This is a genomic window from Bradyrhizobium sp. 2S1 (assembly GCF_011516625.5).
In the GTDB taxonomy this organism is placed as follows: Bacteria; Pseudomonadota; Alphaproteobacteria; order Rhizobiales; family Xanthobacteraceae; genus Bradyrhizobium; species Bradyrhizobium septentrionale.
In genome coordinates, this window is sequence record NZ_CP147717.1 from 3,204,664 (window position 1) to 3,227,548 (window position 22,885).

The window sequence follows — 22,885 nt, forward strand, 5'->3', positions numbered from 1 at the left end:
CATCTGATCACGCGTTAACGCCGATTCTCACATTTCCCCAGGGAGAGACAGCACACGGCCTTTTCATTTCGCACTGCAGCAATTATCTGGTCGGGTGATCCAGAAGGATAAATCACCTCAGGAGTTGCTGTTGTCTTTGGTCAACAACGTCGAATTCTTGCGTCATCTGCCGAAGATGAACGCGTTCAGCGGTCTCGGCGCGCTCGCGCCGGCCGTGCCGACGGCGCTCGTCGAGACGACCGAATTCGGCGTCAACCCCGGCGATCTTAAGATGTTCTCGTTCGTGCCCGCGCAGCTGGCGCGGTCACCCGCGCTCGTCGTGGTGCTGCATGGCTGCGGCCAGACCGCCGCGTCCTACGATCTCGGTGCCGGCTGGTCGGCGCTGGCGGCGCATTACGGCTTTGCGCTGCTGATGCCGGAGCAGCAGGCCGCCAACAACGGCAATACCTGCTTCAACTGGTTCAATCCGCAAGACATCGCGCGCGGACAGGGCGAGGCCTGTTCGATCCGGCAGATGATCGCGCATATGGTCGGCGCGCATCAGGTCGACCCGCGTCGCATCTATGTGACGGGGCTGTCCGCCGGCGGCGCGATGGCCTCGGTGATGCTCGCGGCCTATCCGGAAGTGTTCGCGGCCGGCGCCATCATTGCCGGCCTGCCGTACGGCGTCGCCACCGATCTGCGCGAGGCGCTGCATGCGATGATGCATGCGAGCGCGCTGTCCGCGCCCGAGCTCGGCGGTCTCGTCCGCAACGCGTCCACGCATAGCGGCGCCTGGCCGAAGATTTCGGTGTGGCACGGCAGCGCCGACCGTACCGTCAGTCCTGCCAATGCCGATGCGATCGTCCGGCAGTGGCTCGACGTGCACGGCCTGCCGTTGGCTGCGATGTCGAAATCGGATGTCGACGGTCATCCCCGCGAGGTCTGGTGGAACGCCGATGGCGAGACGCTGGTCGAGTACTTCAGCATCACCGACATGGCGCATGGCACGCCGCTCGGGCTCGCCGACAATGACGAGCGCTATGGCGTGGAAGGCGCGTTCCTGATCGAGGCCGGTATCTCCTCGTCCTATCACATCGCGAGCTTCTTCGGCCTGACCGACAAGGTCCGTCAGCCGCATATCGCGCCGACCGGAATCCCGCTTGAACGCGCCGACACGATCTCGATGACGATACCGGTGCCTGCCGAAGCGCCCGAGGTCGCATCCGGCCGCAAGAGCGACCGGCCGCGTAAGCGGAGCGGCAAGAGCGTCGACGTCGGCGCCGTCATCACCCGGGCGCTGACGGCTGCGGGGCTGATGAAACAGCCCTGAGATATCCGCGCCTCGCGCCTACATCTCGCCGGTCAGGAACGGGTTCGTCATCCGCTCCTGGCCGATGCTCGATCCCGCGCCGTGGCCGCAGATGAAGCCGACATCGTCGCCGAGCGGCAGCAGCTTCTCCTTGATCGACTGGATTAGCGTCGGATGGCTGCCGCCGGGCAGGTCGGTGCGCCCGACCGAGCCGGCAAACAGCACGTCGCCGACATGGGCGAAGCGCAGCTCCTTGTTGAAGAACACCACGCTGCCCGGCGAATGGCCGGGGCAGTGCAGGATGTCGAAGGTGAGATCGCCAATCGAGACCTGATCGCCCTCGTCGAGCCAGCGATCCGGGCCGAAATTGCGCACCCCGGTGATGCCGAAGCGCTCGCCGCTCGAGACCACATTGTCGAGCAGATATTTGTCGGCGATGTGCGGGCCCTCGATCTTGACCTGCAGCGCATCGCGCAAGTCTGCGGCGCCGCCGACATGGTCGATGTGGCCGTGGGTCAGCCAGATCTTCTCGACCGTCACGCCGGTCTGCTTGATAGCTGCCTGGATCTTCGGCACGTCGCCGCCGGGGTCGATCACCACGGCCTTCTTGGTCGGCTCGTGCCAGATGATGGTGCAGTTCTGCTCGAACAGCGTCACCGGCACGATGATCGCGCCGGCCTTCGGTTTGGTCTCGGTTGTCTCGGTCATGGGGGGCACCATAGGCTACCGGGAAACGCCGTCAACACGCACCGGAAACGTGTCTGCTCCGGCGTGTGATCCCAAAATGGACCGTGATAAGGTCGCCTCCAGCAGCACACATCGAGAGCAGGCCGGTATGCGGCTGCTCTCGCGCATGAGTTAGTCCTCGCCGTCCGGAACCCCATGACCCAGGCTCCCAACTCGCCGCTCGGCGGACCCCGGACCACCGCCCGCGCCTTCTTCGTCGCGGACCGCATCAACACGTCCGGCCTCGAGCGCGGCGACGTGCTGGCCACGACGCCACTGGCATTTCGCGTCAATGAAAATGGCGTGGCGATCCTGTTCCGTTACGGAGTCGTCGTCTTGATCGGCCTCAATGCGCTGGAGGAAGATGAATTCCTGCGCAGCCTGCAGTCGCGCATGACCGGCCTATTCACGAGGCGCGAGGAGGAGACCGCGATCATCGAGCTCGCCGCCGAGAAGGAGGATCAGATTCCGCCGGGCGGCCCGATCTATCTGCAAAGCCTGTCGCCGGAGCGGCTGATCCTGGTCGGCGAAGCGCTGGCCAAGAGCGTGGTGCTGGCGCGGCATGAGCGCGAGGTCCGGGCCGTCTTCGACACGACCGAGCCGTTGGCGCGCGAGCTCGCCAAGGGCGGCCGGGTCCATCGCGGCCGCGTCGCGATCCTCAAGCACATCGGCAACGCGCTGTTGGTGCGGCATCGCGTGGCCGGACCGGTCGAAGTGTCGGAGAAGCCCGACATCCTCTGGGACAAGCCGCAGCTCGAGCGGCTCTATGCCCGGCTCGAGGACGAGTATGAACTGAAGGAGCGGGCGGAATCGCTCAACCGCAAGCTTGCGGTGGTTGCCGAGACCGCGCAGGTGCTGACCGATATCATCGATACCAGCCGCTCGCTGCGGCTGGAGCTGATCATCGTCTTCCTGATCCTGTTCGAGGTGCTGATCACGATCTATCAGCTCGCCGTCGCCCGGCACTGACGCGCTGCAGCGCCATTTTTCCGTACTGAATTGTGCGTCATCCCTGAACCGATGGGCGGCCCCGGGGACACGGGGCCGGACCACGAGCGAGGGGGGCCGGGATGGGTCAGGACCACAGGGACTGGTGGCGACGCGGCATTTTCTATCAGATCTATCCGCGCTCGTTCGGGGATAGCGACGGCGATGGCGTCGGCGATCTCAGGGGGATCATCGCGCGGCTGCCCTACCTGACGCGGCTTGGCGTCGACGCGATCTGGCTGTCGCCGGTCTTCCCGTCGCCGATGGCCGATTTCGGCTACGACATCTCCGACTACACCGGCATCGACCCGCTGTTCGGCAGCATCGAGGATTTCGACGCGCTGGTCGCGGCCGCGCACGATTGCGGCCTCAAGCTGATCCTCGATCTGGTGCCCAACCACACCTCCGACCAGCATCCCTGGTTCATCGAGGCGAAGAGCTCGCGCGATAATCCGAAGCGCGACTGGTACATCTGGCGCGATCCGGCGCCGGATGGCGGCGTGCCCAACAACTGGTTGTCGGAGTTCGGCGGCAGCGCCTGGGCGTATGACGAAGCCTCCGGCCAATATTATTATCACGCCTTCCTCGCCCAGCAGCCCGATCTCAACTGGCGCAATCGCGAGGTCAGGGAGGCGATCTACGACGTGATGCGCTTCTGGCTGCGCAAGGGCGTCGACGGCTTTCGTGTCGACGTGATCTGGCACCTGATCAAGGACGCCGAATTCCGCGACAACCCGCCGAACCCGCATTATCGCGAGGGCCGCCCGCCGCACGAGAAACTGCTGACGCAGTATTCGACCGATCAGCCCGAGGTGCATGCGGTTATCACCGAGATGCGCCGCGTCACCGATGAGTTCGACAACCGCGTGCTGATCGGCGAGATCTATCTGCCGCTGCACCGGCTGGTCGCCTATTACGGCAACGATCTGCGCGGCGCGCAGATGCCGTTCAATTTCGCGCTGCTATCGACATTGTGGAGCGCGCGCTCGGTCGAGCAGATCATCGCCGATTACGAGAAGGCGCTGCCGCCGGGCGCGTGGCCGAACTGGGTGCTCGGCAATCATGACCGGCCGCGGGTGGCGAGCCGGGTGGGGTCGGCGCAGGCCCCGGTCGCGGCGATGCTGCTGCTGACCTTGCGCGGCACGCCGACGCTCTATTACGGCGACGAGATCGGCATGCGCCAGGTTGCGATCGCGCCGGATCAGGTGCGCGATCCCTTCGAGAAGAACGTGCCCGACATCGGCGTCGGCCGCGACGGCTGTCGCACGCCGATGCAGTGGAACGCTGAGCGCCATGCCGGTTTCTCGACGGCGAGGCCTTGGCTGCCGCTCGCGCAGGATTTCGCCCGCGACAATGTCGCAAGCCTCGAGGCGGAGCCGGCGTCGATCCTCAACCTCTACAAGGCGCTGATCGCGCTGCGGCGAACGCTGCCGCAGCTCGTCCATGGCAGCTATGAGCCGGCGGCGGCGCAGGGCGATGTCCTGCTCTACCGGCGGCGCAGCGCGGAGGGCGTGGCGGTGATCGCGCTGAATTTCGGCGCGGCCCCCGCGTCGATCTCCTCAAGCGCGATCGGCTTCAACAACGAGGTCCTGCTCTCGACCTTGATGGACCGGCAGGGCGAGACGGTCGAAGGCGTGCTCGAGCTGCGCGCGAATGAAGGCGTGATCCTGGGGTTGCCGTTGGATCTCGCGTAGCCTTCGTGAGGTGAGCACACTCGCTGGCTCCCTCTCCCGCTTGCGGGGGAGGGTGGGGTGGGGGTCGCTCCGCAACGGGGCTCTCGACGGTCGATCGCGAACACTTCGGTTGGCTTCGCGGGCGCGAAATATTCCTCCTAAACAATCGCCGCTCCCACCGCGGCGAAAGTCCCCACCCATTCCCTCCCCCGCAAGCGGGGCAGGGAATGGATAGAGTATGGCCAGCCCTACCGCTTGATCTGCGCCTTCAACGTGTCCTCGACCACGCGATCGAACGATGACGCCTTTGGCGCGCTCTTGCGGTGCTCGGCGACGTATTTGTCGCGCTTGGCGACCAGCGCGGCGAGCTTCTCGTTCAGCGCCTTGCGCTGGGTGATCTGCTTGTCGATCTCGGCGCTGCGCGCTTCGGGTTTCATGGCGCGGAGATTGTCGGGCAGCTCCTCCTCCTTGACCTTCGCCACATCGTTGCGGCCGGCCGCGACGTCGGCGACCAGGTCGCCATCGCCGGTGACCGCCTCCGAGGTCGCCTTCGACCGCTTGTTGATGAAGCTCGCCATCTCCGAGGCGCGCGCCGGCGAAGCTGCGGCGACGCTCGACAGCTGCTGGGTCTTGGATTCGGTACGCTTCTGCAGCGCGCGCGGGCCGTAGGGGATCACAGTGCGGTTGATCTCGCGCTGCAGGATGATGATGTCCTCGTCGAACGGCGTCTCGATGGTGACGATCTGGCCGCCATCCTGCGGGATCGGGATGAATTCGCCGTTGCCGTTCTGCGCGATATCGCGCCACACCCGTTCGGTGTCCTGCGCGTTGCCGGCGAGCACGGCGTTGACGATGATGTCGCGTTGCTTGGCGACCGCGAGCGTGACCGGGTATTTGGTGTCCCGTGCATAGTCCATGTGCGGCGGGGCGTCGCCGACCAGGAACACGATGCGGGTGCTGTCGCGGCCTTGCGTCCATTGCATCTTGTTGACGGCGACGTCGAGCGCTTCGTTGACGCTCTCCGGCCAGTCGCCGCCACCGCGCGCCTTCAATTCCAGCAGATTGGCGTAGAGATCCTGGATGTCGCGCGTCAGCTCGACCTTCCTGGTCACATACTCATCGCCGATGTCGCGATAGGCGATCAGGCCCATCCGGATGTCGGCATCGGGATTGGAATCGACGATCGCAGTGGCGATCGACCAGATCTTGCGCTTGGCGCCCTCGATCAATCCGCCCATCGAGCCGGTGGTATCGAGCACGAAGGCGACCTCGACCACCGGCTTGGCGATGGCCGAGGACAGTCCGGCGGACAGCGGAAGGGTTGCGAGAGCGAAGACGAGCGAGCGAAGCGAGATGCGTGACCGCATGGGTCTCTCCTCCAGTGGTTTCGTCCCTCGGAACCAAGGTTCCACCGACTTCGCGGTGGCTTGAGGCCGAAATCGCGGCGGCCTGGGTGCGAATTTGCGGCCGATTCCGGCGCTGCCGCCGGCCGGTGGAATCGGCTACTCTCGGCAGATGGACTCGCCCGCCCGCCAGATCGCGCTTGTGCCCGCGCCCGACCGACGCCAGTCGGACACCGCGCTTGCGATCGCGCGCGGCACGGCGAGGCTTCTGAGATCGCTAGGATTTTCCTGCATCAGCGAATTGCCGCTGCCGTCCGGCCGCCGCGCCGATCTGGTCGCGCTGAACGAGCGCGGTGAGATCTGGATCGTCGAGATCAAGTCGTCGGTCGAGGATTTGCGCGCCGACCAGAAATGGCAGGACTACCGGATGCATTGCGACCGGCTGTTCTTCGCCTTCACGCAGGATCTGCCGTGTGAGATCTTCCCCGTGGACACCGGCCTGATCATCGCCGACGCCTACGGCGCGCATCAGCATTGCGAGGCGCCGGAGCACCGCCTGCCGGCCGCCACGCGCAAGGCGATGACGGTGCGCTTTGCCATGGCCGCGGCGCAGCGCATCAACCGGCTGGTCGATCCGCAGGGGCATGAGTTTTAGGGACGAGTACGATCTTAATCCGTCATCCTGAGGCGCGAGCGGAGCGAGCCTCGAAGGATGAATCGGCCCGGCTGGTGGCCGTCGACCCTTCGAGACGCGCGCAGAGCGCGCTCCTCAGGGTGACGGTGATAAACCTCGGCAATCGGCGAAGCTTACTGGATTGGGTAGAGCGAAGCGAAACCCATCGCTTGTCCCCGCGGCGCGGAGTTGGTGGGTTTCGCTTCGCTCTACCCACACTACAAAAGCAAATGGCCGGGACGAGCCCGGCCATCGCGAAAGCATGTGAAGCAACCGCTTAGCGCGGTGCGCGCTTGGCGAGGATCCGCTGCAGCGTGCGGCGGTGCATGTTGAGGCGGCGCGCGGTCTCCGAGACGTTGCGGTTGCACATCTCGTAGATGCGCTGGATGTGCTCCCAGCGCACCCGGTCCGCCGACATCGGATTGGCCGGCAGCTCGGACTTCTCGGTGCCGGTTGCGAGCAGGGCTGCAACGACGTCGTCGGCGTCGGCGGGCTTCGAGAGATAATCGACGGCGCCCATCTTCACCGCGGTGACGGCGGTGGCGATGTTGCCGTAGCCGGTCAGCACGATCGCGCGCGCGTCGGGACGCTTGCGCTTCAACGCCGAGACGACGTCGAGGCCGTTGCCGTCGCCAAGCCTGAGATCGACGACCGCGAAAGCGGGCGCGGCGCGGCCGATCTCGGCGAGACCATCAGACACCGTGTCGCATGACTTCACCGCAAAGCCGCGCGTCTCCATCGCGCGCGACAGGCGCTCCAGGAACGGCTTGTCGTCCTCGACGATGAGGAGCGAGCGGTCAGCATGGTCATTCAGTTCAGTGATGGCGTTCACGGTCCATTTTTCCCTGTGGCAGACCCCCAATATATGGGCTCCTACTGCGGCGCTGCCAAGGCAGCCGAAAGTCGCGTCGGCTGCATCCGGTATGCCAGAGTTGCGGTTAAGAATCGTTCTTAAGCTGCGTCTTCGTCACCAGGCGCGGCTTCCTCGAAGCGCTCGCGGGGCCAGACGATCTGCACCACGGCGCCGTGATCGGGGAAGGTGCGATTGGTAAACGACACCTTGGCGCCGGTCCGTTCCAGCAGCGTCCTTGCGATGAAAACGCCCAGACCCAAGCCTCCACGGGCGTTTTGGGCCTCATCTGCGCCCCGGCGGCGTGACAAATACGGCTCGCCGATCCGCCTCAGCATATCAGGCGCGATGCCGGGGCCGTCGTCGGAAACGACGATCTCGATGGTTTCAGCGTTCCACCACGCGTTCACCTCGACGGTCTGGTGCGCGAAATCGACCGCATTTTCGAGAATGTTTCCGACGCCATAGAGGATCGCGGGATTGCGTGCCGCGACCGGTTCACTCGTTGCTGCGACAGCAAGCCGCACCTTGATGTTGATGCCGAAATCGCGATGTGGTGCCACCGCCTCCTCGATCAGGGTCGACAGCTTCATGGTGTCGAACGGCGCGCCGCTCGACGACAATTGCGCGATCTTGCTCAGGATGTCGCGGCAGCGCTGCGCCTGTTCCCGCACCGTCTTCAGGTCGCCAGTGATGGCCGGGTCATGCACCGTCTTCTCGAGTTCGCGCGAGATCAGGAAGATCGTCGACAGCGGCGTGCCGAGCTCGTGGGCTGCTGCTGCGGCGAGGCCGTCGAGCTGGGTCAGATGCTGTTCGCGCGTCAGCACCAGCTCGGTCGCTGCGAGCGCATCGGAGAGCTGACGCGCCTCCTCGGTCACCTGGAATGCGTAAAGGCTGGTGACGCCGATCGCGAGCAGGATCGAGAGCCAGACGCCGATCAGATAGATCGGCGGCAGCACCAGCGGATCGTCGCCATCCCAGGGCAATGGCAGATGGTAGAAGAACAGCGCCGAGGCACAGGCGACCGCAAGGCAGCCGAGCGCGATCGTCAGCCGGATCGGCAGCACCGTGGCCGAGATCAGGACCGGGGCCAGGAACAGGAACGAGAACGGGTTCTGCAACCCGCCGGTGAAGTACAGGAGCCCACCGAGCTCGACGATATTGAAGGCGAGCAGGGCCGCGGCATAGACCGGCTCCAGCCGCTGCATCGGGTTGAACGCGATCTGCAGCGCCAGATTGAGCAGCGCCGAGAATGTCACGATGGTGACGCAGGGGACGATCGGGACGTCGAATTCCAGTCCCTGGGCGACGATGAAGATCGCAACCAGCTGGCCGAGCGCGGCGAGCCAGCGCAGCCGCAGGATCGTATCGAGGCGGACATAGCGGCGGGGCTGGCGGAAATCGGAAGCGAAGTCGGTCATCTCGGGACCTTAGCTGTGCCGTGGGCGGCGCACAAATTCGCGACTTAGCGCAACGACGCGGGGCAAGCCTTGCGCTTATTGTCGCAATGGCTCAATGAACGGCCAGATGCAACAGAGCGAGACAAGTCAGGGGCAACAGCCCACGGCTCATGAAGCGCCCGCGGCTGAACAAGGCGGATCGGCCGCGATCGACGTCGCGCATCTCGTCAAGGTCTACAAGGCCACCCGCGCGGTCGACGGCATTTCCTTCCGCATCGCGCGTGGCAGCATCACCGGACTGCTCGGCGGCAACGGAGCCGGCAAGACCACGACAATCGCGATGATCATGGGGCTGGTGCTGCCAACCTCGGGCAGCGTCGAAGTGCTCGGCGCGAAAATTCCCGAGCAGCGCTATGACGTGCTGGGCCGGATGAATTTCGAGAGCCCCTATGTCGACATGCCGATGCGGCTCACGGTGCGGCAGAACCTGACCATCTTCGGGCGCCTCTATGCCGTGAAGCATTTGCGCGAGCGGATCGACCAGCTCGCCGCCGATCTCGATCTCACCGAATTCCTCGACCGTTCCAATGGCAAGCTGTCCGCCGGGCAGAAGACCCGCGTTGCGCTGGCGAAGGCGCTGATCAACGAGCCGGACCTGTTGCTGCTCGACGAGCCGACCGCGTCGCTCGACCCGGATACCGCCGACTGGGTGCGGCAGCATCTCGAGACCTACCGCAAGACCCATAACGCGACCATCCTGCTGGCGTCGCACAACATGCTGGAGGTCGAGCGTCTCTGCGACCGCGTCATCATCATGAAACGCGGCAAGATCCAGGACGACGACAGCCCCGACAGGATCATGGCGCGCTACAACCGCGACACGCTGGAAGAGGTGTTTCTCGATGTCGCGCGCGGCCGGGTCCGGGAGGGCGCGCCATGAGCGAACTCGTCAGCCACCACCAGCGCGGGATTTCATTGCAACGCATCAATGCGATGGTGCTGCGCTACTGGTATCTGTTGATGTCGTCATGGCCGCGGCTGCTGGAGCTGGTCTACTGGCCGGCATTGCAGATCATCACCTGGGGCTTCCTGCAGAATTACATCTCGCAGTCATCCGGTTTCTTCGCCAAAGCCGGCGGCACGCTGATCGGCGCCGTGATCCTGTGGGACATCCTGTTCCGCGGCCAGCTCGGTTTCTCCATCTCGTTCCTGGAGGAGATGTGGGCGCGCAATCTCGGCAACCTGATGATGAGCCCGCTGAAGCCGATCGAATTCCTGCTCTCGCTGATGATCATGAGCCTGATCCGGCTCGCCATCGGCGTGATCCCGATGACGCTGCTGGCGCTGTTCTTCTTCGGCTTCAACTTCTACGCCATCGGGCTGCCGCTGATCGCGTTCTTCTGCAACCTGATCTTCACCAGCTGGTCGGTCGGCGTGTTCGCCTCCGGCCTCGTGCTGCGCAATGGGCTCGGCGCGGAAAGCATCGTCTGGACGCTGATGTTCGCGGTGATGCCGCTGGCCTGCATCTACTATCCGGTCGAGGTGCTGCCGGGCTGGCTGCAAGTCGTCGCCTGGACGTTGCCGCCGACCTATGTGTTCGAAGGCATGCGCTCGCTCTTGATCGATCACGTCTTCCGCGCCGACCTGATGGCGTGGGCGCTGGTCATCAACGCCATCCTGTTCGCTGCCTCTTTTGCGACCTTCCTTGCCCTTTTGCAGAGCGCCAAGCACAACGGATCGCTGTTGTCAGGTGGTGAATAAATGTCACTTTCCCGTGGAATCTCGGTGTATTAGGATAGTGCCCCTAAATTCGGTGAGCGGCGGATTGACGCATTGTTACGCATTCGTCAGGATGCTGCGGCGCAAAACAGGGGTCTGGAAATATTATGCCCATCGGTGAATTTGGCGGTGCCCCGCCACTAGCGGCGGAAGGCGGTCCGGGACTCACGACGCCGCTGTACTGGATGTACGAAATGGCACAGGCGTCGCTCAATCCGGCGCGCGCGGTGACCGACGCCACCAAGATCCTGTTTCAGAACCCGCTCAATCCATGGACCCACACCCAGTTCGGCAAATCGATCGCGGCCAGCTGTGAGCTGTTCGAGCGCACCACGCGCCGCTACGGCAAGCCCGACTGGAACCTGCCGACGACCGAGGTCAACGGCATCCGCACGCCGGTCGAGGTTCGCTCGATCTGGGAGAAGCCGTTCTGCCGCCTGCTGCATTTCGATCGCAAGCTGACGCGTCCGCTGCGCTCGCCGCAGCCACGCGTGCTGATCGTGGCGCCGATGTCGGGCCATTATGCGACACTGCTGCGCGGCACGGTCGAGGCGTTCCTGCCGACGCATGAAGTCTACATCACGGACTGGGCCGATGCGCGCATGGTGCCGCTTGCGGCCGGCCGGTTCGATCTCGACGACTATGTCGATTACCTGATTGAGATGCTGCACGCACTCGGCGGCAACATGCACGTGATTGCGGTGTGCCAGCCCTCGGTGCCGGTCGTTGCGGCCGTCTCCGTGATGGAAGCCAACCACGATCCGTTCGTGCCGCTGTCGATGACGCTGATGGGCGGCCCGATCGACACCAGGCGCAATCCGACCGCGGTCAACAACCTCGCCGAAGAGCGCGGCATCGAGTGGTTCCGCAACAATGTCATCACCAAGGTGCCGTTCCCGCATCCCGGCGTGATGCGCGACGTCTATCCGGGCTTCCTGCAGCTCAACGGTTTCATCAGCATGAACCTGGATCGGCACATGGACGCGCACAAGGCGCTGTTCGCCAATCTGGTGAAGGGTGACGGCGACCTCGTCGACAAGCACCGCGAATTCTATGACGAATATCTCGCCGTGATGGACCTCACAGCGGAGTATTACCTGCAGACCGTCGACCTCGTGTTCGTCAAGCACGCGCTGCCGAAGGGCGAGATGACCCATCGCGGCAAGCCGGTCGATCCCTCGAAGATCCGCCGCGTCGCGCTGATGACGGTGGAAGGCGAGAAGGACGACATCTCCGGCCTCGGCCAGACCGAAGCGACGCACGCGCTCTGCACCGCCATCCCGAACCATCGCCGCGTGCACTATGTGCAGAAGGGCGTCGGGCACTACGGCGTGTTCAACGGATCGCGTTTCCGCTCCGAAATCGTGCCGCGGATCTCCGATTTCATGGTTTCGGCGGCCAATACGCGGCTTTCTTTGGTCGCCGCGGCCGAATAGGAGTATCGCCCCGGCCGCGATTTTCGCGGTCGCGCAAGTTACTGATTTAACTAAAAGAATCTCAAATCAGGCGCGGCTCAAGGGATGAATATGGTTTCATCCTATGGGCCTTGCTTGCGAGCCTGATTCATCAGAAAAATTCCGGTTCCGACCCCTGCCGGTAGAGGTCAATTAACGGCCAGCCCCTGTATATTGGGCAAATGATTTGTTTTTGCGCCGAGCGCTTTCCCTGGCGGCGGATATGGCAAAGTTCGGGCGAACTCCTGCTCCCCGGACTCTCAGAAATGGCTACTCGCGCGCTCCTTTATCGGCGGCCTGCCGAACCCGCGACCGTATTGGTCAGACACGGCTCCCAGTTCTTCACCGTCAGGCTGCGACGGCACAGGCGCGCGCGCCGCTATACGCTCAGGATACATCCGACCGATCGTGAAGCGATCCTGACGATGCCGCCGCGCGGCACGATTGTCGAAGCCAAGGAGTTCGCCAATCTCCATGGCGGCTGGATCGCCGCCCGTCTCGGCCGCTTGCCGAAGGCCGCACCGTTCCAGCCCGGCACGGTGGTGCCGCTGCGCGGCGTGCCGCATCGGCTGGTGCATCGCTCGGGCGAGCGCGGCACGGTGTGGACCGAGACGCGCGACAGCGGAGAGAAGATCCTGTGCGTCGCCGGCGGCGTCGAGCACATGGATCGCCGGGTGCATGACTTCCTCAAGCGCGAGGCGCGCAAGGATCTGCAGAAGTCAGCGCAGCTGCACGCCGCGGAACTCGGCGTGCGGGTCCGCCGGATCTCGATCCGCGATCAGTCCAGCCGCTGGGGCTCGTGCACCTCGGCCGGTTCGCTGTCGTTCTCGTGGCGGCTGATTCTGGCACCGCCCTTCGTGCTCGATTACCTCGCCGCGCACGAGGTCGCCCATCTCGTCGAGATGAACCACTCGGCGCGGTTCTGGCGGGTGGTCGACAAGGTCTGCGCCTCGGTCACGCGCGCCAAGAACTGGCTCGACACCCACGGCAACGACCTGCACCGCTACGGGATTCAGGAGTAGGCGACGCTGTCTCCGCCACCTTTGCTGTCATCGCCCGCGAAAGCGGGCGATCCAGTATTTCAGAGGCATATGTCATTGAGCCGATAGGCCGCGGCGTACTGGATCCCCGCATTCGCGGGGATGACAGTCGGAGTGTGATGCGACCTGCCTGGCTAGCGGCTATCGAAACAACCGATCGGCCAGCCAGCCATCGAGTCCCGCCGCAGCCTCCGGCCGCGCGTTCGGGTTGGGTGGCACCGACGCGCGTGCCGGCGTCGGCGGGGGCGGGCGGTAATAGCCGCTGCCGGATGGGACCGGCGCCGGCGGCGGTGCCTGCGTCTGCGGTTGGATCTGCATCGGTCCCGACGGCGCGGTGATCTGCGACGAAATCTGCATCAGGTTCGCCGGCGCCCAGCTGCCTTGCGAGTTCGGGATTGCCGCGACCGGCACGCCCTGAAGCGCTGATTTCATGAAGCGGGTCCACACTTCGACCGGCAGGCCGCCGCCGGTTGCCTTCTTGGTCGGCGAATTGTCGTCATTGCCGAGCCAGACGCCGGTGACGAGCTTGGCGGTGTAGCCGATGAACCAGGCGTCGCGGTAATCCTGGCTGGTGCCGGTCTTGCCGGCGGCGGTCCAGCCCGGGATTTCCGCCTTGCGCGCGGTGCCCGAGATCAGCGTCTCGCGCATCATGCTGTTCATCATCGCATCATAGCGCGGCTCGATCACCTGGTTGGGCGGATCGGCCGGGCGGTCATAGAGCAGCTTGCCCGTGCTGGTGCGGATCTTGGTCACCACATGCGGCGAGACGCTGTAGCCGCCATTGGCGAACGGCGCATATGCGCCGACCAGCTCGATCACGGACACTTCCGAAGTGCCGAGCGCGATCGAGACGTTGGGCTCGAGCTTCGAGGAGATGCCGAGCCGGTGCGCGGTGCGCACCACGTTCTTGGCGCCGACCTCGACGCCGAGCCGCACTGCGACCGTGTTCAGCGACATCGCCAGCGCCTGGGTCAAGGTCACCGAGCCGAAATATTCGTGGGTGTAGTTCTCTGGCTTCCAGCCCTTGATGTCGAGCGGCGCGTCGGTGCGGATCGTGTCCGGCGTCAGCCCCGCCTCGACCGCGGTGAGATAGACGAACGGCTTGAACGCCGAGCCGGGCTGCCGCTTCGCGGTGACGGCGCGATTGTACTGGCTTTCGGCATAGTTCCGGCCGCCGACCATGGCGCGCACCGCGCCGTCGGGCGTCATCGCCACCAGCGCACCCTGGCTGACATTGAACTTCACGCTCTTGGCGGCGAGTTCGTCGATGACGGCGGCTTCCGCGACGTTCTGCAGCTTCGGATCGATCGTGGTCTGCACCACGATGTCCTGGTCGATCTGGCCGACCAGATCGTCGAGCACTTCGCCGATCCAGTCGGCGACGTAGTTCACGGTGCCGGCGCCGGCCGGCTTCACCGCGATCGAGGGCTGCCCAATCGAGGCCTTGGCTTGCGCCTCGGTGATGAACTTGGCGTCGGCCATCGCCGCGAGCACGATTTGCGCGCGCTGCTCCGCGCCCTCAGGGTTGCGGTTCGGCGCCAGCCGCGACGGCGACTTGACGAGGCCCGCGAGCATCGCAGCTTCCGGCAGCGTCACGTTCTTCGCCGACTTGCCGAAATAGCGCTGCGCGGCAGCCTCGACGCCATAGGCGCCGGACCCGAAATAGACGCGGTTGAGGTAGAGCTCGAGGATCTCGTTCTTGGAATGCTTGCGTTCGAGCCACAGCGCGAGCTCGGCCTCCTGCAGCTTGCGCTGCATGGTGCGCTCCTGGGTCAGGAACAGGTTCTTGGCGAGCTGCTGCGTCAAGGTCGAGCCGCCCTGCGAGACGCCACGATGCAGGATGTTGGTCACCGCGGCGCGCAGGATGCCGACCGGGTCCACGCCGTAATGCGAATAGAAGCGGCGATCTTCAATGGCGATGAACGCCTTCGGCAGATAGGGCGGCAGATCCTTCAACGCGATATTGGCGCCGGCCATTTCGCCGCGCTGCGCCAGCACGCTGCCGTCGATGCCGACGATCTGGATGGTCGGCGGGCGCTTGGGAATTTCCAGGGACTGGATCGGCGGCAGATGCGCGCCGACCCACACCACGACACCGATCACCGCAATGCCGGCCCACAAGCCGAGCACCGCGGTCCAATAGAACAGCCTGCCGATGCCGAAGCCGCGCGACTTGCTCCGCCGCTTGCTGCCGCTGCGCGACGGGCGCGGCTTCTCGCTACCGGAATCGCTGCTCTTGTCGCTGCTTTTGGGCTTGGATTTGGCGGGCTTGTCGTCGCCGCCGCCGGGAATGCGGTCGGACGGCGACAGTCTGAGGTCGGCAAGCGCGGCCGGAAGCCCGAACAGCGGCTCCTTGCGCGCACCGCCTTTTTTACGTCCCCACGCCATCCGCAACGCTCACACCCTGACCGCGGGCACGCTAGCGTTCCCAGTTTAAGGGGCGGTTACGCAAAGCTTAACGGGGGATTAGGAGGTGAGGCGGCGCGTTGCTAAATAAGGATGGAACAAAGAATCAGGGAGCACCGCATGGGCCATATCGATCCAACAAAAGAAGTGTTTGCGCAATTCCGGGACAACAACCGGCCGGGTCCGATCCACATGCTCAATCTGGTGCGGCTGCGCGAATGGGCCGCCTATCCCGACGGCCGCAAGGCGACCGGCGCCGAAGCCTATGCCGCCTACGGCCGCGAGAGCGGCCCGGTGTTCGAGCGGCTCGGCGGCCGCATCGTCTGGCAGGGCCGCTTCGAGCTGATGCTGATCGGCCCGCAAGAGGAACGCTGGGACCATTGCTTCATCGCCGAGTATCCTGATGTCGCAGCCTTCGTCGAAATGATCCGCGATCCCGTCTATCGCGAGGCGGTGAAGCACCGCCAGGCCGGCGTCGAGGATTCGCGGCTGATCCGCCACGCGGTGCTGCCGGTGGGGAAGACGTTTGGCGAGATTCCGAAGTAGCGCAGCGAAGCGCAATGGAAGCCCCGTCATCCTGAGGTGCGAGCCTTGCGGTGCGCTTGCACCGCTGGGCGAGCCTCGAAGGATGTACGGCCCCGCTGGTGGCCGTCGACCCTTCGAGACGCGCGCAAGAGCGCGCTCCTCAGGGTGACGGTGGTAGAGCCTGCATAGACCGCGAAAACAAAATCGGCGGCCCGGAGGCCGCCGATTGCATCTCAAACCTGCGCGAAGCGCTAGCCCGTTGGGCCGGCGTCCTCGAGGATCGGGCCGAACAGCTCCCAGCGCTCGCCGTTGAACTTCATCATCTGCAGCTGCTTGTTGACGCGGTAGTCGTCTGGCGTGGTGTTGCCCTTGATACCGGGCAGCGCGAGGTCGAGCTCGACATTCTTCAGGTTGGTCGCCTGCTTCAGCACGTTCTCGCGGGTCAGGTCGTCGCCGCACTGCTTGAGCACGTGAACCAACAGCTGCGCAGTGGAATAGCCGTAGCCGTTGAAGCTCGAATCCTTATCGCCGTCCGGATAGTATTTCGCCATCATGTCGAAGTAGCGCTTCATGCCCGGATCGTCCTTCCAGGTCGGATCGAGCGGGTCCTTGCCGTAGCTGACGCTGATCACGCCCTTGGAGGCCTCGAGTCCGGCCGGTTTCATCACCGCGCCGACTGAGGTGGCGTTGATGTCGAGAATGTGCACCGGCTTCCAGCCGAGTTCGGCGATCTTCTTGATCGCCTGCGCGGCCTGCTTCGGCGTCGAGGCCGAGAAGAACAGGTCCGCGCCGGCATCCTTGATCTTGAGGATCTGCGAATCGATGGTCGGGTCGGACACCTCATAGGAGGCTTCGGCCACGATCATCTTCGCCGCCTTGTCGCCGAGGCCGGCCTTGATGCCGTTCAGATAGTCCTTGCCGAGGTCGTCGTTCTGATAGAGCACGCCGATCTTGGCGTTCGGATACTCCTTCAGGATGTACTGGCCGTAGATGCGGCCTTCGCTGAAATAGTTCGGGTTAAAGCCGAGCGTCCAGGGGAAGTTCTTCGGGTCGGTGAACTTCGAGGCGCCGGTGGCGGCGAACAGCTGCGGCACCTTCTTGCCGTTCAGGTATTTCTGCACGGCGGCGTTCGACGGCGTGCCGATGATCTGGAAGGTCAGCAGCACCTCGTCGCTCTCGACGAGCTTGCGCACCTGCTCGACCGCTTTCGGCGGCGAATAGGCGTCGTCATACTGGATCAGGTTGATCTTGCGGCCGTTCACGCCGCCCTGATCGTTGATCATCTTGATGTAGGCGGCCTGGGCCTTGCCGATGGTGGCGTAGGCAGAGGCCGGGCCACTGAAGGGTACGGTCTGGCCGACCTTGATCTCGGTATCGCTCGCGCCGGTGTCGTATTTCTTCTGCGCGGAGGCCGACGTTACAGACAGCGCGACTGCGAGCGCCGTTCCCGTGACCAGACGTAAAATCCGGTTCCTCATAATGCTGTTTCCCTCACGTGACTGATGGTTGGCCGATGATCTTGTCCGCAGGTTCAAGTCCCGCGGTCGCCATCGCTTGGACCGGATACTGGCGGAACGCTTGCTGCAACGCAAGACGAGCGGCGCCGAAAAGGTGAGCGATTTCAGTCAACGAAAGTAGGGGGCGATGCGAAAAGGCGGGTGGGCCGCGGAGAAGCGCTGCGCTAGTCGGTGCTCCTTTCCTTCACCTCTCCCGCTTGCGGGGGAGGTCGGATTGCATCGAAGATGCAATCCGGGTGGGGGCTCTTTCCGCCACGTGACTCGTGGAGAGACCCCCACCCCAACCCTCCCCCGCAAGCGCAGGGGAATCGCATATGGGTTTTGGCTAGCTATTGCGTTGGAAGGCAAGAAGGATTCTGAAGACGACTCCCGGATTCTGGAGGGAGTCGGATGCGGAAGTTCAGAAGGGCGTTTGGGCGCTTGCCGGACCCGCGCGCAGGCAATGCGAGCCACGAACTGCTGGAAGTTCTGTTCATCGCGCTGGCGGCGGTTCTGTGCGGAGCCGGCAGCTGCGCGGAGATGGAGGAGTTTGGACGGTCCAAGGAAGGCTTGTTGCGCCTCTTCCTGAAGCTGGAGCACGGCATCCCCAGCCACGATACGTTCAGTCGGGTGTTCCGTCTGCTCAAGCCGCAGGCCTTTGAGTTCGCCTTCCGCCGCTTCATGGCGGCGTTTGCCAAGGCCAATGGGCTCAAGCTTACCGGCGTGATTGCGGTCGATGGCAAAGCTCTGCGGCGTGCCTATGAACGCGGCGGACGGGCAACGCCACTGCATCTGGTCAACGTCTTCGCAGTCGAAGCACGCATGGCTCTGGCGCAACAAAAAGCGCCGGGGCGCAACGAGACGGCGGGCGCCTTGGAGGTGCTGGATCTTCTCTCCCTTGAAGACTGCACTGTGACCGCCGATGCCCTGCATTGCCACCGCGGATTTGCTGCAGCGGTGCTTGATCGGGGCGGACATTATGTTCTGACGATCAAGGCGAACCGTGGCCTCTTGTTCAAGGCGGTGACGCAGCAGTTTGCGCGATCGGGGCAGCGCAGCACCGTCCAGCAGACCGACCGCCCGGCCCATGATCGCAGCGAGGCGCGACGTGCGACCGTCATGCGCAACACGACCCTGGCTGAACGCTTCCCCGGCGTGGCGGCCGTGGGCCGCGTCACCTCGCGCCGGCGCTGCGTGACCAGCGCGCCGATCCGCCGGTCGTACGTTACTATCTGCTGTCCAGATATATCTCTGCCAAGCGGCTGCTTGACGTCACCCGCAGTCACTGGGCCGTTGAGAACCGGCTGCATTGGGTGCTCGACGTCCATTTTGCCGAGGATCGCAACCGCTCCCGCAAGGACCACGCACCGGAGAATCTCGCCATTCTCCGACGCCTTGCCCTCAACATCCTGCGAGCCCACCCCGATCGCAAGTCCATCAACCTCAAGATCAGACGCGCAGGCTGGGACGAGGCCTTCCTCATGCAGGTTCTCAGCCATATGCGATAGCCCTGCGCTTGCGGGGGAGGGAGTGGAGCCTCGATGCGGCGCGACCTAACCCGCCGGTCCGGTGTCCTCGATGATCGGGCCGAACAGCTCCCAGCGCTCGCCGTTGAACTTCATCATCTGCATCTGCTTGTTGATGCGATAGTCGTTCGGTCCGGTCGTGATCGACATGCCCGGCAGCGCGAGGCTAGGCACGAACTTCTTCAGGCTGGTCACCTGCTTCATCAGGTTGTCGCGGGTGAGGTCGTCGCCGCACTGTTTCAGCACCTGGATCAACAGCTCGGCCGTCGAGTAGCCGTAGGTGTTGACGGTGTTGAGCTTGTCGCCTTCCGGATAATACTTGTCCATGAAGGCGAAATAGGCCTTCACGCCGGGATCGTCCTTCCACTGCGGATCGGCGGGGTCCTTGCCGTAATTGGTCGAGATGATGCCCTTGGAGATATCGAGGCCCGCGGGCTTCAGCGTCGCCGACACCGGGCTCGCATTGATGTCGAGGATGTGCACCGGGGTCCAGTTGAGGTCGGCGATCTTGCGGATCGCTTGTGCGGCGAATTTCGGCGTCGAGGCGTCATAGATCAGATCGGCGCCGGAGGCCCTCAGCTTGACGATCTGGGAATCCACCGTCGGGTCGGTCAGCTCATAGGAGACCTCGGCGACGATCATGCTGGCGGCCTTGTCGCCGAGCCCGCTCTTCAGGCCGGTGATGTAGTCGCGGCCGAGATCGTCGTTCTGGTAGAAGATACCGATCTTGGCGTTGGGGGGATTGACCAGGATGTATTTGGCGTAAATGCGTCCCTCGGACTGGTAGTTCGGGTTGAACGCGATGGTCCACGGCGCATTCTGCGGATCGGAGAAGCGCGAGGCGCCGGTGGAGGCGAGCAGCTGTGGCACCTTCTTGGTATTCAGATATTTCTGCACGGCGGCATTTGAGGGCGTGCCGATGATCTGGAAGGTGAACAGCACCTCGTCGCCCTCGACCAGCTTGCGCACCTGCTCGACCGCCTTCGGCGGCGAATAGGCATCGTCATACTGGATCAGGTTGAGCTTGCGGCCGTTGATGCCGCCCTGATCGTTGATCATCTTGAGGTAGGCCGCCTGGGTCTTGCCGATGCCGGCATAGGCGGATGCGGGGCCCGAGAACGGCACGGTCTGGCCGATCTTGATCTCGGTGTCGGTCGCGCCGATGTCGTATTTCTTCTGCGCGGCGGCCGATGTAACCGACAACGCGATGGCAAGCGCTGTCGCAGCGAGCAATTGCACGCTCCTCATGTCCGTGACCTCCCATGTTGCCGGTGATCTTGTCCGCAAGCCTCGAGCCGGCGGATGTCACCGTTATCAGGGATGATGGAGGAAGCGTGGTTGCATTGCAAGGCGATGCGCCCTGCGCGCAGTGTCGCGTTTGAGCATGATCCGCAAAAGTGCGAAGCGGTTTTCCGAGGGGATCATGCTCAAGAAAACAAAAGCGCGCCCGCGCGTTAAGCGAGCCAGAGCTGGATCAGCGCGAGCGCCGCAGGCGCCGCCTGCACATAAAGGATGCGCCGGCTCACGGTGGCGGCGCCGTAGACGCCGGCGACGATCACGCAGAGCAGGAAGAATGTCTTGATCTGGAACGCGAAGGCCGGATTGCCGTGCACCAGGCCCCAGATCAGTCCGGCGGCGAGGAAGCCGTTATAGAGCCCCTGATTGGCGGCGAGCACGGCCGAGTCGGTCGCCTTCTCGATCGAGTTGCGAAAGGTCTTCAAGCCCATCGGCTTGGTCCACAGGAACATCTCGAGCACAAGGAAATAGATGTGCAGCGCGGCCACCACCGCGACCAGAACATTGCCAAGCAAAAGCATGATGCGGTCCCCCTTAACCGGAATTCGGGTGGACGCTAGCACGCGGGCGGTGAATTGTATGCCGAGCGACCTGTTTCCGAGCGATGAACATGGCCGACCGCAAGACTGCACAGAGCTTCAACCTCGACCGCCTCAAGACCCCGATCGGCACCGCGCTGCTGGTGACCGATGACGACGGCGTGCTGCGCGCGCTCGACTGGGACGACTATGAAGGACGCATGCTCGAGCTGCTGCGGCTGCATTATGGCGCGGTGACGCTGCGGGACGGCCGCGCGCCGGCGGCGATGCGCGAGGCGCTCGCCGATTACTTCAAGGGCGATCTGGATCGGCTCGCGGATGTCGAATGGCGCGTCGCCGGCACGCCGTTCCAGCAGAAGGTCTGGCACGCGCTGCCGAAGATTTCGCCCGGCACCACCATGAGCTACGGTGCGCTGGCGGCGAAACTGAAAGTGCCGAAGGCGATGCGTGCGGTCGGCCATGCCAACGGCTCCAACCCGATCAGCGTCGTCGTGCCCTGCCACCGCCTGATCGGCGCCAACGGCTCACTGGTCAAATACGGCGGCGGGCTGGAGCGCAAGCGCTGGCTGCTGCGGCATGAGGGCGTGGAGATATGAAGCGTTTTCGAGCGAAGTGGACTCCGGTTCGCGTAGAGAAAACGCGTCAAAACAAAAAGCTGGAGTTTCGGTTCTGATTCAATCAGAACCGAAATGCTCTAGCGGCCCATTTGATCAGCCGCCCGAGGCGATCAATCGAGATCTTCGCTCGGCATGTTTCGCAGATCGCGCACGATATAGAGGAAGACAATGAGCGAAGGCACCCATGCGAGTATCGCTCCTACCAGCATCGCATCGACCGTCGTCATGGGGCCTCCTTTGAGCGTTGTTAGAGCGTTTTCGAGCGAAGCCTGTCCCGCACTTGATGCGGGATGGACGCCGGTTCGCGTGAAGAAAACGCGTCAAAACAAAAGTCTAATCCTCGCCGTCAGACCAGTTTCCTCGCCGGGCCGCGGCTGCCGGGGAAGGGATAGAGCCACTTCCAATAGGCCTTGTTGCGCTCCAATTGCTGTTTGTAGATCTCGCGGCACTTCACGGAGCAGAACTGCTCGAAATGCCAGCTGTGCCGGATCAGCCCGAACGGGCGCCTGCACCCCGGATTCCCGCAACGGCCGGTCATGACGCGGCCTCCGCATTCGCACGCCAAAGCCAGCGAGTGAATTCCTCCTGAGCTTTGTGCAGGCAGAGGCGTCCGCAGTAGCGCTCGCCCGCCGGGTTTCGCAAACTGATGATCTTGGGCTCTTCGCTGTTACACTGGGCGCAGCGTGGTTCCGCTCGCATGGCGACCTCCCTCCGAGGAATTGCCATTTGCCAATCAGAATGTCTGATGCTGTCTCTGATGTTGTCCTGGCCGTCGATCTTCGCGAAGGACGACGGTGCGCAATCTCGCGCCACCATCGTCCAGGCGCAACTTGTCCTGATGTTTGGCGGCATCATCCTTGCGTATGTCTGATGTGAACTCATTCGCCGGGCGCGCTTCCGTTCTGCGCCAGGGCCGTATCGAGGCATTTGATCAGGACGTCGCCGTCGAAGGGCTTGCTCAGAAAGCAGATCGCTCCCGCCCTCAGGGCCCGGGCGCGATCGCTTTCGACGGAGAAGGCGGTGACGAAAATGAACGGAAAGCGCCGTCCGCTGGCGATCAAATGGCTCTGCAGGTCGAGCCCGCTCATGGCCGGCATCCGGACGTCCGCTATCACACAGGATGTCTCATTCAGGTGGGGCGAGTGCAGGAATTCCTCAGCCGACGCGTAGGTCTCGACTGCGTAGCCGAGCGACCTGACGAGATTGTGGGTCGCGGTGCGAACCGACATGTCGTCGTCGATGATGGATATCATTGGCGGGTGGG

General features: G+C 63.9%; 21 protein-coding genes and 1 pseudogene. 12 read left to right on the forward strand and 10 right to left on the reverse strand.

Annotation, left to right across the window (positions count from 1 at the left end; genetic code table 11):
- Nucleotides 1–130: 130 nt before the first annotated feature.
- Nucleotides 131–1,312, forward strand: coding sequence for a PHB depolymerase family esterase (locus tag HAP54_RS15095; protein WP_166301186.1), 1,182 nt, complete (start codon nucleotides 131–133; stop codon nucleotides 1,310–1,312).
- Between the two features lie 18 nt (nucleotides 1,313–1,330).
- On the opposite strand, the gene HAP54_RS15100 is transcribed toward HAP54_RS15095, so the two are convergent.
- Nucleotides 1,331–1,999 (reverse strand): MBL fold metallo-hydrolase, encoded by a 669-nt coding sequence (locus HAP54_RS15100; protein ID WP_166301189.1) that lies wholly within the window; start codon nucleotides 1,997–1,999, stop codon nucleotides 1,331–1,333.
- Nucleotides 2,000–2,173: 174 nt separating this feature from the next.
- On the opposite strand from HAP54_RS15100, the gene HAP54_RS15105 reads away from it, so the two are divergent.
- Together HAP54_RS15105 and HAP54_RS15110 are read left to right on the forward strand one after the other, a co-directional pair.
- Nucleotides 2,174–2,986, forward strand: coding sequence for an RMD1 family protein (locus HAP54_RS15105; protein WP_166301192.1), 813 nt, complete (start codon nucleotides 2,174–2,176; stop codon nucleotides 2,984–2,986).
- A gap of 101 nt (nucleotides 2,987–3,087) precedes the next feature.
- The gene (locus HAP54_RS15110) at nucleotides 3,088–4,698 is read left to right on the forward strand and encodes an alpha-amylase family glycosyl hydrolase (protein WP_166301196.1); all 1,611 of its coding nucleotides are present in this window, start codon (nucleotides 3,088–3,090) and stop codon (nucleotides 4,696–4,698) included.
- Nucleotides 4,699–4,925: 227 nt separating this feature from the next.
- On the opposite strand, the gene HAP54_RS15115 is transcribed toward HAP54_RS15110, so the two are convergent.
- Nucleotides 4,926–6,044 (reverse strand): vWA domain-containing protein, encoded by a 1,119-nt coding sequence (locus HAP54_RS15115; RefSeq protein ID WP_166301199.1) that lies wholly within the window; start codon nucleotides 6,042–6,044, stop codon nucleotides 4,926–4,928.
- A gap of 148 nt (nucleotides 6,045–6,192) precedes the next feature.
- On the opposite strand from HAP54_RS15115, the gene HAP54_RS15120 reads away from it, so the two are divergent.
- Nucleotides 6,193–6,675, forward strand: coding sequence for an MmcB family DNA repair protein (locus HAP54_RS15120; protein WP_166307890.1), 483 nt, complete (start codon nucleotides 6,193–6,195; stop codon nucleotides 6,673–6,675).
- Between the two features lie 295 nt (nucleotides 6,676–6,970).
- Here the strand turns inward: HAP54_RS15120 and HAP54_RS15125 are convergent, their stop codons facing one another.
- Together HAP54_RS15125 and HAP54_RS15130 are read right to left on the reverse strand one after the other, a co-directional pair.
- Nucleotides 6,971–7,525, reverse strand: coding sequence for an ActR/PrrA/RegA family redox response regulator transcription factor (locus HAP54_RS15125; RefSeq protein WP_029079490.1), 555 nt, complete (start codon nucleotides 7,523–7,525; stop codon nucleotides 6,971–6,973).
- A 119-nt stretch (nucleotides 7,526–7,644) separates the two neighbouring features.
- A complete protein-coding gene (locus tag HAP54_RS15130; protein WP_166301202.1) occupies nucleotides 7,645–8,964 on the reverse strand; it encodes an ActS/PrrB/RegB family redox-sensitive histidine kinase in 1,320 nt (439 codons plus the stop codon).
- Between the two features lie 106 nt (nucleotides 8,965–9,070).
- On the opposite strand from HAP54_RS15130, the gene HAP54_RS15135 reads away from it, so the two are divergent.
- From HAP54_RS15135 to HAP54_RS15150, 4 genes are all read left to right on the forward strand, one after another.
- The gene (locus HAP54_RS15135) at nucleotides 9,071–9,883 is read left to right on the forward strand and encodes an ABC transporter ATP-binding protein (protein ID WP_166307893.1); all 813 of its coding nucleotides are present in this window, start codon (nucleotides 9,071–9,073) and stop codon (nucleotides 9,881–9,883) included.
- A complete protein-coding gene (locus HAP54_RS15140) occupies nucleotides 9,880–10,704 on the forward strand; it encodes an ABC transporter permease (protein WP_029079493.1) in 825 nt (274 codons plus the stop codon). Before HAP54_RS15135 ends, HAP54_RS15140 begins: the two co-directional genes overlap by 4 nt.
- A gap of 125 nt (nucleotides 10,705–10,829) precedes the next feature.
- Nucleotides 10,830–12,158, forward strand: a complete 1,329-nt coding sequence (locus HAP54_RS15145) for a polyhydroxyalkanoate depolymerase (protein WP_166301205.1) — start codon at nucleotides 10,830–10,832, stop codon at nucleotides 12,156–12,158.
- Nucleotides 12,159–12,358: 200 nt separating this feature from the next.
- On the forward strand, nucleotides 12,359–13,198 hold the full coding sequence (locus tag HAP54_RS15150) for a M48 family metallopeptidase (RefSeq protein WP_166301208.1): 840 nt from the start codon (nucleotides 12,359–12,361) through the stop codon (nucleotides 13,196–13,198).
- A gap of 159 nt (nucleotides 13,199–13,357) precedes the next feature.
- On the opposite strand, the gene HAP54_RS15155 is transcribed toward HAP54_RS15150, so the two are convergent.
- Nucleotides 13,358–15,604, reverse strand: a complete 2,247-nt coding sequence (locus HAP54_RS15155) for a transglycosylase domain-containing protein (RefSeq protein ID WP_166301211.1) — start codon at nucleotides 15,602–15,604, stop codon at nucleotides 13,358–13,360.
- Between the two features lie 138 nt (nucleotides 15,605–15,742).
- On the opposite strand from HAP54_RS15155, the gene HAP54_RS15160 reads away from it, so the two are divergent.
- Entirely contained in the window at nucleotides 15,743–16,168 is a 426-nt protein-coding gene (locus HAP54_RS15160) for a DUF1330 domain-containing protein (RefSeq protein ID WP_166301214.1), read from the forward strand.
- Nucleotides 16,169–16,398: 230 nt separating this feature from the next.
- On the opposite strand, the gene HAP54_RS15165 is transcribed toward HAP54_RS15160, so the two are convergent.
- Entirely contained in the window at nucleotides 16,399–17,625 is a 1,227-nt protein-coding gene (locus HAP54_RS15165; RefSeq protein ID WP_166301217.1) for an ABC transporter substrate-binding protein, read from the reverse strand.
- Between the two features lie 429 nt (nucleotides 17,626–18,054).
- Here HAP54_RS15165 and HAP54_RS15170 point away from each other — a divergent pair.
- Nucleotides 18,055–19,151, forward strand: a pseudogene (locus HAP54_RS15170) (ISAs1 family transposase).
- Nucleotides 19,152–19,196: 45 nt separating this feature from the next.
- On the opposite strand, the gene HAP54_RS15175 reads toward HAP54_RS15170, so the two are convergent.
- Nucleotides 19,197–20,417 carry an ABC transporter substrate-binding protein gene (locus tag HAP54_RS15175; RefSeq protein WP_166301220.1) on the reverse strand — a complete coding sequence of 407 codons (1,221 nt, stop codon included), beginning with the start codon at nucleotides 20,415–20,417 and terminating at the stop codon, nucleotides 19,197–19,199.
- Between the two features lie 206 nt (nucleotides 20,418–20,623).
- Nucleotides 20,624–20,986: a DUF1304 domain-containing protein gene (locus HAP54_RS15180; RefSeq protein ID WP_166301223.1), complete on the reverse strand. Its 363-nt coding sequence runs from the start codon at nucleotides 20,984–20,986 to the stop codon at nucleotides 20,624–20,626.
- An 89-nt stretch (nucleotides 20,987–21,075) separates the two neighbouring features.
- Here HAP54_RS15180 and HAP54_RS15185 point away from each other — a divergent pair, with 89 nt between their 5' ends.
- Nucleotides 21,076–21,600 carry a methylated-DNA--[protein]-cysteine S-methyltransferase gene (locus HAP54_RS15185; RefSeq protein WP_166301226.1) on the forward strand — a complete coding sequence of 175 codons (525 nt, stop codon included), beginning with the start codon at nucleotides 21,076–21,078 and terminating at the stop codon, nucleotides 21,598–21,600.
- A gap of 367 nt (nucleotides 21,601–21,967) precedes the next feature.
- On the opposite strand, the gene HAP54_RS15190 is transcribed toward HAP54_RS15185, so the two are convergent.
- On the reverse strand, nucleotides 21,968–22,159 hold the full coding sequence (locus HAP54_RS15190; protein ID WP_166301229.1) for a hypothetical protein: 192 nt from the start codon (nucleotides 22,157–22,159) through the stop codon (nucleotides 21,968–21,970).
- 207 nt (nucleotides 22,160–22,366) lie between these two features.
- Here HAP54_RS15190 and HAP54_RS15195 point away from each other — a divergent pair, with 207 nt between their 5' ends.
- The gene (locus HAP54_RS15195; protein WP_275949047.1) at nucleotides 22,367–22,492 is read left to right on the forward strand and encodes a hypothetical protein; all 126 of its coding nucleotides are present in this window, start codon (nucleotides 22,367–22,369) and stop codon (nucleotides 22,490–22,492) included.
- A gap of 7 nt (nucleotides 22,493–22,499) precedes the next feature.
- Here the strand turns inward: HAP54_RS15195 and HAP54_RS15200 are convergent, their stop codons facing one another.
- Nucleotides 22,500–22,874, reverse strand: coding sequence for a response regulator transcription factor (locus HAP54_RS15200; protein WP_166301232.1), 375 nt, complete (start codon nucleotides 22,872–22,874; stop codon nucleotides 22,500–22,502).
- Nucleotides 22,875–22,885: the final 11 nt, after the last annotated feature.